We start from the raw sequence: 12,758 nt of genomic DNA on the forward strand, positions 1-12,758 counted from the left end.
GCGCGACCACGAGACTTTCTCGTCGGCGCAAGGGCTGACCGTCAACTATGGTGACCTGGAAATGATTGGGCTGAAGGACAATCCGCCGTTCGTGATGCAAGATCCACCGGTGCACACCGAGTTCCGCAAGTTGGTGTCGCGGGGATTCACGCCACGCCAGGTCGAGGCGGTGGAGCCCAAGGTGCGCGAGTTCGTCGTGCAGCGCCTCGAGCGGCTGGTCGCCAACGGTGGCGGCGACATCGTCGCCGAGCTTTTCAAGCCGCTGCCGTCGATGGTCGTGGCGCACTATCTCGGTGTGCCCGAGGAGGATTGGGTCCAATTCGACGGCTGGACCCAAGCCATCGTGGCGGCGAACACCGCTGAAGGCGGCATTGCAGTCGCGCTGGAGACCGTCGGAGACGCGGTCGGGTCGATGATGGCTTACTTCACCGCGCTGATCGAGCATCGCCGCACCGAACCCGAGGACGACACCATTTCGCACCTGGTGGCGGCGGGCGTCGGCGCCGACGGCGACATCGCCGGCGTGCTGTCGATCCTGGGTTTCACGTTCACCATGGTCACCGGCGGCAACGACACCGTGACCGGAATGCTCGGTGGCTCCATGCCGTTGCTGCACAACCGGCCCGATCAGCGCCAATTGCTGATCGATGACCCCGAACGCATCCCCGCCGCCGTGGACGAACTGCTGCGACTGACCTCGCCGGCGCAGGCGCTGGCCCGCACCGTCACTCGTGATGCGACCATCGGCGACACCACGATGCCGGCCGGTCGCCGCGTGCTGCTGGTCTACGGCTCGGGCAACCGCGACGAGCGCCAATTCGGCTCGGATGCAGCAGAACTCGACGTCACCCGCTGCCCGCGCAACATTCTGACCTTCAGTCACGGCGCCCACCATTGCCTGGGGGCGGCCGCGGCCCGCATGCAGTCGCGGGTCGCATTGACCGAATTGCTCTCGCGCTGCCCTGATTTCGAGGTCGACGAAGCAGGCGTTGTATGGGCCGGCGGCAGCTATGTGCGGCGCCCGCTATCGGTGCCGTTCCGGGTGACGTCGTAGATGGCGGCCAACGACTGGCTCGCGGAGCGGCGCACCGAGGTGGCGGCCGACCGCATTCTCGACGCCGCCGAAGAGTTATTCACCCGCCACGATCCCAGTTCCGTGGGTATGAACGAGATCGCGAAGGCCGCAGGGTGTTCCCGCGCGACGCTGTACCGCTATTTCGAGAACCGCGACGCGCTGCGCAGCGCCTATGTGGCCCGCGAAACCCATCGGCTGTCCGAGTCGATCGACGTCGACGACATCGAGGACCCGCGGGAACGACTGGTCGCCGGCATCGTCACCACGCTCCGCCTGGTCCGCGAAAGCCCGGCACTGTCAGCCTGGTTCGCGACGGCCACCCCGCCATTGGGTGCGGAGTTGGCGGAGCAGTCCGACGTGATCACGGCATTGGCCAACGCATTCGTCACCTCGCTCGGGGAGGACCACCCGGCGCATGTCGCGGAACGCGGCCGCTGGCTGGTCCGGGTAATCACGTCGCTGTTGATCTTCCCCGGTCACAATGAAGCCGACGAGCGGGCGATGCTCACCGAGTTCGTCGCTCCGGTGGTGGTGCCCGCCGAGCAGGTCAGCCGCGCACTCGGGTGAAACGGTGCAACAGCCAGGCCGGCGGAATGGTGATCGCGACCGTCGCCACAAACAGCCCGAGCATCGAACCTGTGTAGACGTGATCCTGCAGTATGTAGACCATCGCGAATTCCATTGTCACCAAATGGATCAAGAAGATCTCGTAGGAGATTTCGCCGAGCCACACCATCGGTCGGCTGGCCAGGAATCGGCTGTACCAGCCCTGGTTGCCGAGCGCCAGGGGTGCTACCGCCAGCCCGGCGATCGCGGCGTAGAACACCGCTTTGTACAGCGCCTGCGACAGGCCGAGCGGCGAAGTGGTCGCATCCCCCGCGATTGGCGTTGAGGCGATGAAGTAGCAGATGGTGGCCAGCGGCAACGCGATGAAGGCGTAACAGCGCGCACCCATCCGCTGCAGCACCGTCAGGGCCATACCGGTGAGAAACCAGATCAAGTAGGTGGGTAGCCACAGCCGGGCCCCGTTGGGAATCGAGGTGGTGAGGTGAACTCCCACCAACCACGCCGGCGAGATCAGCGCCAGCGCACCGATACCGAACAGCAGCAGCTTCGGCCGCCACTGCCGGCGGCACAGGACCACCAACAGCAGGTAGGCCAGCAGCGGAAGGACCACGTAGAACGCGGCTTCCACCGCCAGGCTCCACATCTGGGTCAAGCCCTGATGCAGATAGCCGCGCATGTAGTTGAAGGTGTAGATCTGCGTCAACGTGAGATTGCGGAACAGCCCCATCCAGGTGTGGCCGAAATTCGGCCCGGCGTGCCGGAAGTGATAGATGACGTACGCGGCCAGCACCGTGACGACGTAGGCAGGCATGATGCGCCGGATCCGGTGCCGCCCGTAGCGGCGGATCGACGGTTCCGCGCCGCCCTTCGCCGCGGACTTCACCCACGGGCGGAATAACAGAAAACCCGACAGCACAAAGAAGATCGGGACGCCCATCTCCATCCGCGAGCACACCAGACCGAAATAGCCCTCGATGTATTTGCCGGTGGTGTACGCCGCATGCGTCGCGACGACGAGAAGTGCTGCGACCGCGCGGATACCCGTCAACGACGCGACTCGATCGGGTCCCGCGACCTGCTCGAGTCCGCCCTGGGCCTCGGTGTCGGCCTGGGTCATCCTTTGTGATCCCGCCGCGGCGCACCGCGACCGCTGCGGCGGTCTTTCCCTGGAGCTCGATCCGGCTGCAGGTTGATCAGCACACCGGAAATGCGGGTCTTCTCAAGCGCTTTCAACGTCGAATGTGGCAACTTGGCCGGCAACTCCACCAACGAAAAGTCCGGCTTGATCGTGATGTGGCCGAAATCGCTGCGATGCAAGCCACCTTCGTTGGCGATCGCGCCGACGATCGCGCCCGGTCCGATCTTGTGTCGCTTGCCGACAGCGATGCGGTAGGTGGCGAAGCCCTTTTTGGGGCCGTCGCCTGGGCCGCGAACCGATTTGGCAGGCCGGTCCGGACGCTCTTTCGGCCGGCGCTCAGGTGGTGGCTCGGGCGACATCAGGAAGGCTTCACCGTCACGCGACTGCAACGCCAGGGCCGCCGCGATGTCGGCCATCGGGACGTCGTGATCGCGCTCGTAATCGGCGACCAGACGGCGGAACAGATCGAGACCGGGCGAGCCGAGGCTGTCGGTGATGGAGTCGGCGAATTTCGCCACTCGTTGCGCGTTGACATCGTCGACGCTGGGCAGTTGAGCCTCGATGAGCTTTTGCCGGGTCGCTTTCTCGATCGACTTGAGCAGGTGGCGTTCCCGCGGCGACACGAAAAGCAGCGCCGACCCCGACCGTCCCGCCCGGCCGGTGCGCCCGATCCGGTGTACGTAGGACTCGTTGTCGTGCGGGATGTCGTAGTTGAGCACGTGGGATATTCGCTCGACGTCCAGGCCGCGGGCGGCGACATCGGTGGCGACCAGAATGTCGATTCCCTTGGCGCCACCTCTCTTGAGGGCAGCGATGGTCCGCTCGCGCACGGCCTGCGGGATGTCGCCGTTGATAGCTGCGGCGGAAAACCCTCGGGCTCGCAGCTTTTCGGCGACCTCTTCGGTGGCCTGTTTGGTGCGGACGAAGACGATCATCGCCTCGAACGACTCGACTTCGAGCACCCGGGTCAGCGCGTCCATCTTGCGTGGACCGGCGACCTGGATGTAGCGCTGCGAAATATTCTCGGCGGTAGCGGTTTTCGCCTCGACCTTGACTTCGGTCGGGTCGTGCAGGTACTTCGCGCTGAGCTTGCGGATCGCCGCTGGCATCGTCGCGGAGAACAACGCCACCTGTTTGTACTCCGGTGTCTCGGATAGGATCCGCTCGACTTCTTCGGCGAAGCCCATCGCCAGCATCTCGTCGGCCTCGTCGAGCACCAGGTAATCGACGTGCGACAGGTCCAGCGTTCCGCGCTCGAGATGGTCGATCACCCGCCCGGGGGTGCCGACCACCACCTGCGCGCCGCGCTTCAGACCGGACAACTGCACCGTGTACGACGAGCCGCCATAGATCGGCAGCACGTTGATCTGAGACAGGTGCGCGCCGTACCGGCTGAACGCCTCGGCCACCTGCAGCGCCAACTCCCGCGTCGGCGCCAGCACCAGCGCCTGAGTGACTTTGCTGCTGGTGTCGATCTTCGACAGGATCGGGACCGCGAACGCCGCCGTCTTGCCGGTCCCGGTCTGGGCCAGCCCCACCACATCCGACCCCGCCATCAGGGCCGGAATCGTCGCCGCCTGGATCGCGGAGGGGGTTTCATATCCGACATCGCCGAGCGCCTGCAGTACCGATGGGTGAATCTGCAGGTCGGCGAAGGTCACCGTGTGATCATCCGGGGAGTCCATGTCGAGACGAAGTTTAGTGGTCAACTGCCGCTCGGCCACGCCTGCCGCGTCGACAGGCCTGGTCAAGGTACGGTGCGGCGTTGTGTGGACACGACTCTGCGGTAACCGGCGGTGGACCGGGCTCATCGCTGCCGCACTGCTCGCCGCGACGCTGAGCGGGTGCGGATCAGGGGATTCGACCGTCGCCAAGACGCCGGAGCCCACCACCCATCCGACCGCCGCGCCACATTCAGCGGCGGCTCCGCCCGCTGCGACCGCCGCCCCGACCAGCCCCGGGCCCGTCGACCCGTGCGCGGTCAACCTCGCCGACCCCGCGATCGCCCGCGGGGTATCCGAACTGCCGCACGACCCCCGCAGCCATCAGCCGTGGAACCCCGAGCCGCTGGCCGGCAATTTCAATCAGTGCGCACAGCTGTCAGCGGTGATCGTCAAGGCCAACACCAACGCCGAGAGCCCCAACACCAGGGCGGTGCTGTTCCATCTCGGCAAACTGATACCGCCGCAGGGCGTGCCCGACACGTACGGGTTCAACGGCATCGACAGCTCGCAGTGCACCGGCGACACGGTGGCGCTGAGTTACTCCGGCGGTATCGGCCTGCCGAGCATCGTGAAATTCCGCTGGAACGGTAACGGGGTGGAGCTGATCGCCAACGCCGGCTGATTGTCGGTGTAGCGGCCTACAGTGACTGCTGTGTTCATGGCAGGCGACAGCATCATCTACAGCGCGTCGGATCTCGCATCCGCCGCGCGCTGTGAATACGCCCTGCTGCGGGAATTCGACGCGAAACTCGGCTGGGGTCAAGGGGTCACCGTCACCGACGATTTGCTGGAGCGCACCGCGTCGCTCGGTGATGAGCACGAGCAGCGCCGGCTCGACCAGCTGCGTGAAGAACACCCAGGCGACGTTGCCGTCATTGGTCGTCCCTTCCCGTTCACCATCGAGAACGTCACCGCGGCCGCGGCGCAGACCCGGCGGAAGATCGAGGACGGCGCGCCGGTGGTCTACCAGGCCGCCATGTTCGACGGCCGCTTCGTCGGGTTCGCCGACTTTCTTGTCCGCCGCGACGGCCGCTACCAGGTTTCCGACACGAAGCTGGCCCGCTCGGCGAAAGTGACTGCGCTGCTTCAGATTGCCGCGTACGCCGACACGTTGAGTCAGGCCGGCATTCCGGTGCACCCGGAAGCCGAATTGATCCTGGGCAACGGCACGGCGGTCACCTACCAGGTCGACGAGCTGATCCCGGTGTACCGCGAGCAGCGCGCCCGACTGCAGCGCCTACTCGACGATCACTACGCCCACGGTGCGCCCGTGCGCTGGGAAGACGACGTTGTGCGGGCCTGTTTCCGCTGCCCGGTGTGCGAGGAGCAGGTGCGCGCCGCCGACGACCTGCTGCTGGTCGCGGGAATGCGGGTCACCCAGCGCGCCAAGATGATCGATGCGGGCATCACCACGGTGGCCGAGCTGGCCGAGCACACCGCTCCTGTCGCCAACTTGTCCGCCCGCTCGCTGAATACGCTGGTCGCACAGGCCAAACTTCAGATCCGCGAACGCGCCACCGGCACACCGCAGTTCGAGGTCGCCGACCCCCAGCCGCTGACCCTGCTGCCCAACCCCGATAAGGGAGATCTGTTCTTCGACTTCGAGGGCGACCCGCTGTGGACCGCCGACGGCGTCGACTGGGGCCTGGAGTACCTGTTCGGTGTCCTCGAAAGCGGCAAAGCGGGTGCGTTCCATCCCCTGTGGGCGCACGACCGGCCCGACGAACGAAAGGCGCTCACCGACTTCCTTGCGCTGGTGGCCAAGCGGCGCAAGCGATTTCCTAACATGCACATCTACCACTACGCCGCCTACGAGAAGACGGCGCTGCTGCGGCTGGCCGGCCGGCACGGCGTCGGTGAAGACGAGGTCGACGACTTGCTACGCAGCGGAACGCTGGTCGACCTGTATCCGATTGTGCGCAAGAGCATTCGGACCGGTAGCGAGTCACTCAGTCTGAAGGCGCTGGAGCCGCTATACATGGGGTCGCAGCTGCGGACAGGCGACGTCACCACCGCCACCGACTCGATCACGCAGTATGCGCGATACTGCGAACTGCGCGGCAATGGCGAAGCCGACGAGGCTGCGACAGTGCTCAAGGAGATCGAAGACTACAACTTGTACGACTGCCGATCCACCCGCGAACTTCGCGATTGGCTGATCCTGCGGGCCTACGAGAGTGGCGTAACACCGCTTGGCGCTCAACCTGTTTCGGATGGCGGCACCATCGAAGAAGCAGACCGGCTCGCAGTGAAACTGGAGGAGTTCGCCGGCGTTGCGGCAAGCCCTGACCGTACTCCCGAGCAGACGGCGGTTGCGCTGGTGGCAGCTGCCCGTGGCTATCACCAGCGCGAGGACAAGCCGTTCTGGTGGAAGCATTTCGACCGGCTGAACTACCCCGTCGACGAATGGGCTGACGAGACAGACGTCTTCATTGTCGACAAGGCGGAGGTTACGGTCGACTGGCATAAGCCGCCACGCGCGCAGAAGCTGCAGCGACGGGTGCAGTTGACCGGTGAACTGGCGCGCGGAGCGATCAACTCAGATGTCTATGCGCTCTACGATCCACCGGCGCCGTCCGGCTTGACCGACGACCCGGATCGACGTGCCACCGGCCGGGCCACGGTCATCGAGGTCGATGATCCGAGCGTGCCGACCGAGGTGGTCATCCTCGAGCGAACTCCGGCCGACGGCAGCACTTTTCCCGAACTCCCGTTCGCGCTGACGCCGGGCCCGCCGATCCCGACCAAGCCGCTGCGCGACGCTATCGAAACGGTCGCGGCCGACGTCGCGGCGGGCCTGCCGCAGCTCCCCCGCACCGCGGTGGCCGATATTCTGCTGCGCCACCGGCCCCGAACCCGCAGCGGCGCCGACCTCCCCCGACACGCCGACGCTATCGACGACATCACCGCCGCCCTGCTCGACCTGGACTCGTCCTACATCGCGGTACACGGACCACCCGGGACCGGCAAGACGTACACCGCCGCACACGTAATCACTCGGCTGGTCGCCGAATATGGTTGGCGCATCGGCGTTGTCGCGCAATCGCACGCGGTGGTGGAAAACCTACTCCGGGGTGCGATCAACGCCGGTATCGATCCGATGCGGGTCGCCAAGAAGAAAGCCGACCGTCACGACGTCGCATGGCAGCAGATCAGCGAGAACGAATACGCCGCATTCATCGGCGGCACACCGGGATGCGTGATCGGCGGCACCGCCTGGGACTTCGCCAACCCGGGCCGGGTTCCGCCGCAAAGCCTGGATCTGTTGGTGATCGACGAGGCCGGCCAGTTCTGTCTGGCCAACACGATCGCGGTGGCGTCGGCGGCCGCCAACCTGCTGCTGCTCGGCGACCCGCAGCAGCTCCCCCAGGTCAGCCAGGGCACACATCCCGAACCGGTGGACGGATCCGCCCTGGGCTGGCTGGTCGAAAACCACCGCACCCTGCCCGCCGAACGCGGCTACTTCTTGGAAAGCTCGCGTCGCATGCACCCCGCGGTGTGCACGCCGGTGTCGGCGCTGGCCTACGAGGGACGATTGCAGTCACTCCGCGAGATCACCGAGGCGCGTCGGCTGGATGGATACCCGCCCGGAGTGCAGGTGCTTCGCGTTCGCCACGAAGGCAACTCGACCGAGAGCCCCGAGGAGGCCCAGGCCATCGCCGACCTGATCAAGACCCTGGTCGGCTCGACCTGGACGAGCGAAGCCGGCACCCGGCCGTTGGCCGCCGCCGACGTGCTGGTGCTGGCCCCCTACAACGCGCAGGTGCTGCTGCTACGGAAACACCTGGCCGCCGTGCGGCTCGGCGATGTGCGGGTCGGGACCGTCGACAAGTTCCAGGGCACCGAGGCTCCGGTGGCCATCGTCTCGATGACGGCCTCGTCCGTCGAGGACATTCCGCGGGGAATCCCGTTCCTGCTCAACCGCAATCGATTGAACGTCGCGATCAGCCGCGCGCAGTACGCCGCGGTGGTCGTGCGGGCTGAGACCTTGACGGATTACCTACCGACCGCGCCTTCGGGTGTGGTGGATCTCGGCGCGTTCCTGGCCCTGACGGGCTCCGGCCCTCCGTCGTAACAGCGTGTCTCGCTACTGCGAGCCGGGATACGAATGCCGCCCGTTGCCGTCGTCGGGGCCCGGTCGGTGGCGTCTGTTGTGCGGTGGCCGGTGATCGCCGTTACGCAACTCGTCTCGGGGGGCGGCGCCTGGCCGCGACGAGCGTTCGCGTGATCCGCCATAGGTGTCGATGTCATCGAAGAACGGTTCATCGTGGCGGTAGTCCTCCGGGCGAAATTGCTCCATTGGCCGGAAGCGCGGTTCGTCGTCGTCGTGGAAGCCGTTGTGGACGAATCCGATTGGCTCGGCCTCCGGGGCCGAATCAAGGTCGTCGAGCAGGCTGCGCCATGATTCGACGGGGGCGCTGTGCCAGTTCTCGGCCGGCGCCGACCGCGGATGCTCGGCATGAGTGGCCAACGGCTCGGTTCTGGGCTCGTGGACATGCCCACGCGGCGGCCGGGCGGCCGCGCGGGACGGTTTCGGCGATGCGGCCGGTGCGGGCGACAGGGTGTACTCCACGTAGTCGTCGTCATCGTCGAAGCCATCGCGGAAGCCGTCGAAGCCACTGGCGAAACCGTCTGCGGCGCTGGGCCGTACCCGAACTCGCCGGGTCGGTGCGTCGACGCCGTCGATGCCGGAGGCCGGCGCATCATCCGCGGGCGCCCCGGCAGTCGACGTTCCGGCGGCACCGACCAGGAACAGTGCTGCCCCCACGCCGAACAGCGCGATGAACGCCGGCAGCAACATCGACTGCGACATCGCAACGGCAAACGGCTCGCGCAGAAACGCCGGCATCTGCAAGGCCATCCCGCCACGGCCCGGAGGGCCCGACGCCCCGTCGGGCATCAGCGGCAGCTCGGTCGTGATTCGCGACGTCATGAACGAGGCCATGCCCGCACTGCCCAGCACTGCGCCCACCTGCCGGGTTGCGTTGAACACGCCTGAACTGGCACCGGCGAACCGCGGCGGCAGGTTGCGGGTCGCGGTCGCGGTCAGCGGCGCCCAGATGAACGCCATCGCCACACCGAGCACGAAGAACGGCAGGATCAACTCCCAGATCGCGGTCGTCGGTGTCATCACGATCGAGAGCCAGGTCAGCCCGATCGCCAGCGCCGAGAAGCCGAATCCGACGATCGGCCGCGGGTGGGACCGGTCGACGATCCTGCCGACGAACGGCGCGAGCACACCGCTGGTGATCGCCATCGGCGCGGTCAGCAGCGCCGAACGCGTCGGCGACAAACCGCAGACGGCCTGCGCGTAGAACATCAGCGGCAGCACCATCCCGGTGGCGGCGAATGCGATCACCACCGCGGCGATGTTGGCCAGGCTGAAGTCTCGGTCACGGAAGATATCGAGCGGAATCAGCGGCTGCTCTTTGCTGACCGACTGCCAGTAGACGAATGCCGTCATGAAGCCGATGCCCGCCACCAGCACCGCCCAGATCCACGGCGCCCAGCTGCTGGACTGTCCCTCCTGCAGGGAGAAGACGATCAGGAACATTCCCACCCCGGACAACCCGACACCGGCCAGGTCGAAGCGGTGCCGCTGGGTGGGCAGGTCGGGTATCAGCCATACCGCCAGCCCCAGACCGATCAGCCCGATCGGCACGTTGACGAAGAAGATCCAGGCCCAGCCCAGCGCGTCGACCAGCACACCGCCGGCCAGCGGTCCGACCAGCGTGGCCACGCCCGCTGTGGCACCCCAGACACTCAGCGCCACTCCGCGGCGCTCAGGAGGGAAGATCCTAGTGATCACCGACAGCGTCTGCGGGCTCATCACGGCGGCACCGATTCCCTGCAGCACCCGCGCGGTGATCAGCATCCCGATGGTGCCCGACAGGCCGCACCAGAGCGACGCGGCGGTGAAGATGGCCAGCCCGATCACGTAGAGGTTCTTCGGGCCGAACCGGTCACCGAGTCGTCCGGACACCAGCAGCGGGACCGCGTATGCGAGCAGGTAGGCGCTGGTCACCCAGATGACCGTGTCGTAGCCGGCCCCGAGCTTGATCATGATGCTGGGATTGGCGACGGCGACGATCGTCGAGTCCAACAGGATCATGAAGAAGCCGACCATCATCGCCCACAACGCGTTCCAGGGATTCAAAATGTCGGCGCGGTTGGGTTCCGCGGCGCCCCGGGAACCACCGGGTCGTCCGTGAACATTCGCCGTGCTCATATCCCTACCTCGTCGTGGCTTCGCGCCTTGTCGCACGCCGTCAGCGGCGGCTTCGGACCGCCTGATCGCATCGACTCGGCGAAGCCTCGCAGCCAGGACAGCTCGGCTTGCATCGTCGCCAGCAAGTAATCGAATGCCACCAGATATCCGGCCGGCGTGACGCTGGCGTCGCGAAGCGCCGTGATTTCGGCGACCCGGGCCTCCAGCGCCCCGACACGGTGGTCGACGGCGTCCGCCGCGGCGTCGTCCTCCAGGGTATCGATCTCGGCAAGTGCGACGGCGAACTGCGGAAACTCATGCGCCGGCATCGCGATCAGCTGGCCCACCCGATCGGCGAGCGCCTCGGCGCCGGCGTCAGTGATTTCGTAAATGGCCCGCTCGGGCCGCTTGCCGTCGCGCGCGGTCGCCGCCCGGCGGATCAGTTTCTCCTCGGTCAGCCGGTCAACCACGTGATACAGCGACCCGGGCCGGACTTTCACGATGCGGTCCGCATGGCGGCCGACCAGGGTCTGGAACATCTCGTAGCCGTGCATCGGGCGCCCCCGGAGCAGCGCCAGCACCGAGATACCCAGCGAGTTGAGTTGGTAGGCCATCGACTATCCGTAGCTCGGCGGGCCGCCCCGGCTCATCGTCGAGCCGGGCGTGACCTCGCATCGTCATCGAACGTGTCTAGGCCGGATTATTCCGAATGGACTATTCGCCGCGACGCCTGGCCCCACGTTTGCCGGTACCGGCGCTAGCCTGAAAGGGCTAACTGCTCGCAACGGAGCCGGGCAATGCACACCGCCCGGCGACAATGCGGGCTGCGAAGCGGCCCGCGGAGGAACCGGGCCATCAGACGCGGAGGCATTCATGAGCGCCCGACGGACCCGGTCATCGGCCGAAACGCTGCCCGCCACCCCTGAGGGGAAGCCCAAGCGGTCGGCGCGCGCCTTGGCCAGCATCATCGAGCGCAGCTCGCGCATTCAGGGGCCCGCTGCGGCCGCGTATGTCGACAGGCTGCGCCGCGCGGATCCCGAGGCCGGCCCTGCCACGATCGTCTCGAAACTGGAGAAGCGATACGTGACCGCTGTGACGGCCAGCGGTGCCGCGGTGGGTTCGACCGCAGTGCTGCCGGGGCTGGGCACACTGGCCGCACTGTCCGCGGCGGCCGGCGAGACCGCGGTGTTCCTGGAGGCCACTGCCTTCTATGCACTGGCGATCGCGGCGGTGTACGGCGTTTCGATCGAAGATCGGGAGCGGCGGCGCGCGCTGGTGCTGTCGGTGCTGGTTGGCGACGACAGCAAGCAGGCCATGGCCGAACTGATCGGCGGAGGCCGCAGGAATGGGGCGTGGCTGTCGGAGGGCGTGGCATCGCTGCCGATGCCGGCCTTGTCGCAGCTGAACTCGCGGTTGCTCAAGCGGGCTGTTCGACGGTTCACGCTGCGACGTAGCGCGCTGCTGTTCGGCAAGCTGCTCCCGGTGGGGATAGGCGCCCTCGTCGGCGCTGTCGGCAACCGGATCGCGGGCAAGAAGATCGTCCGCAACTCCCGCAATGCGTTCGGAAGCCCGCCGGCCCGGTGGCCGGTCACTCTGCACCTGCTGCCGACAGTTTCCGACGCTGGTTGAGTGCGAGAAGCCGGTCCGAACTCACATGGCGGATCGCCGCCGAAGGGTTAGCCTTTATGGGGCGGCCTGTCGGCGCCGCCGCAGGCGCCCGGCGACGATGCGGGCCGGTCACGGTCCCGAGGAGGAGCCGGGCAATCTAGTGAGACGTGCCGGGCACCGTGCGTACGTAGAGGACCTAGTGGCAAGCGTGGCATAGCGCTTCCGGACAGAGGAATCGAGGCGAGCAGCTGCTGTGAGCAGTACGAGTTCACCATTCGGGCAGAACGAATGGCTGGTCGAGGAGATGTACCGCAAGTTCCGCGAAGACCCCTCCTCGGTCGATGCGAGCTGGCATGAGTTTCTGGTCGACTACAACCCCGAACCGACGAGCGACGCCCCGGCCGACGTGAAACCGGCCGCAGCGGCTGCGACCCCGGC

10 protein-coding genes are annotated in these 12,758 nt (G+C 66.7%); 6 read left to right on the forward strand and 4 right to left on the reverse strand.

The genetic code is table 11. The features are described 5' to 3' along the window. Window positions 1-1,054: cytochrome P450 (locus WAO18_RS15885; protein WP_422207217.1), on the forward strand; the 1,054-nt coding region annotated here is incomplete at its 5' end. Beyond that, complete coding sequence (locus tag WAO18_RS15890; protein WP_422207218.1) at window positions 1,055-1,642, forward strand: TetR/AcrR family transcriptional regulator; 588 nt, start codon at window positions 1,055-1,057, stop codon at window positions 1,640-1,642. Here the strand turns inward: WAO18_RS15890 and WAO18_RS15895 are convergent. After that, window positions 1,623-2,759: an acyltransferase family protein gene (locus WAO18_RS15895; RefSeq protein WP_422207219.1), complete on the reverse strand. Its 1,137-nt coding sequence runs from the start codon at window positions 2,757-2,759 to the stop codon at window positions 1,623-1,625. The two genes, WAO18_RS15890 and WAO18_RS15895, sit on opposite strands and share 20 nt — an antisense overlap. Further along, the gene (locus tag WAO18_RS15900) at window positions 2,756-4,465 is read right to left on the reverse strand and encodes a DEAD/DEAH box helicase (protein ID WP_422207220.1); all 1,710 of its coding nucleotides are present in this window, start codon (window positions 4,463-4,465) and stop codon (window positions 2,756-2,758) included. Before WAO18_RS15900 ends, WAO18_RS15895 begins: the two co-directional genes overlap by 4 nt. A gap of 82 nt (window positions 4,466-4,547) precedes the next feature. Between WAO18_RS15900 and WAO18_RS15905 the strand changes: the two genes are divergently transcribed. Both WAO18_RS15905 and WAO18_RS15910 read left to right on the forward strand, forming a co-directional pair. After that, window positions 4,548-5,126, forward strand: coding sequence for an LppP/LprE family lipoprotein (locus WAO18_RS15905; protein WP_422207221.1), 579 nt, complete (start codon window positions 4,548-4,550; stop codon window positions 5,124-5,126). A gap of 30 nt (window positions 5,127-5,156) precedes the next feature. Continuing rightward, entirely contained in the window at window positions 5,157-8,579 is a 3,423-nt protein-coding gene (locus WAO18_RS15910; protein WP_422207222.1) for a TM0106 family RecB-like putative nuclease, read from the forward strand. A gap of 12 nt (window positions 8,580-8,591) precedes the next feature. Here the strand turns inward: WAO18_RS15910 and WAO18_RS15915 are convergent, their stop codons facing one another. After that, the gene (locus WAO18_RS15915) at window positions 8,592-10,733 is read right to left on the reverse strand and encodes an MFS transporter (RefSeq protein WP_422207223.1); all 2,142 of its coding nucleotides are present in this window, start codon (window positions 10,731-10,733) and stop codon (window positions 8,592-8,594) included. Further along, window positions 10,730-11,326 carry a PadR family transcriptional regulator gene (locus WAO18_RS15920; RefSeq protein ID WP_422207224.1) on the reverse strand — a complete coding sequence of 199 codons (597 nt, stop codon included), beginning with the start codon at window positions 11,324-11,326 and terminating at the stop codon, window positions 10,730-10,732. The genes WAO18_RS15915 and WAO18_RS15920 overlap by 4 nt, the downstream gene beginning before the upstream one ends. Window positions 11,327-11,585: 259 nt before the next feature. On the opposite strand from WAO18_RS15920, the gene WAO18_RS15925 reads away from it, so the two are divergent. Both WAO18_RS15925 and WAO18_RS15930 read left to right on the forward strand, forming a co-directional pair. Then, window positions 11,586-12,341: a hypothetical protein gene (locus WAO18_RS15925; protein ID WP_422207225.1), complete on the forward strand. Its 756-nt coding sequence runs from the start codon at window positions 11,586-11,588 to the stop codon at window positions 12,339-12,341. 232 nt (window positions 12,342-12,573) lie between these two features. Continuing rightward, a partial coding sequence (locus WAO18_RS15930; RefSeq protein WP_422207226.1) for a 2-oxoglutarate dehydrogenase E1 subunit family protein occupies window positions 12,574-12,758 on the forward strand: 185 nt, incomplete at its 3' end.

Origin of the sequence: Mycobacterium sp. (genome assembly GCF_049278535.1) — a bacterium.
Taxonomy (GTDB): Bacteria; Actinomycetota; Actinomycetes; order Mycobacteriales; family Mycobacteriaceae; genus Mycobacterium.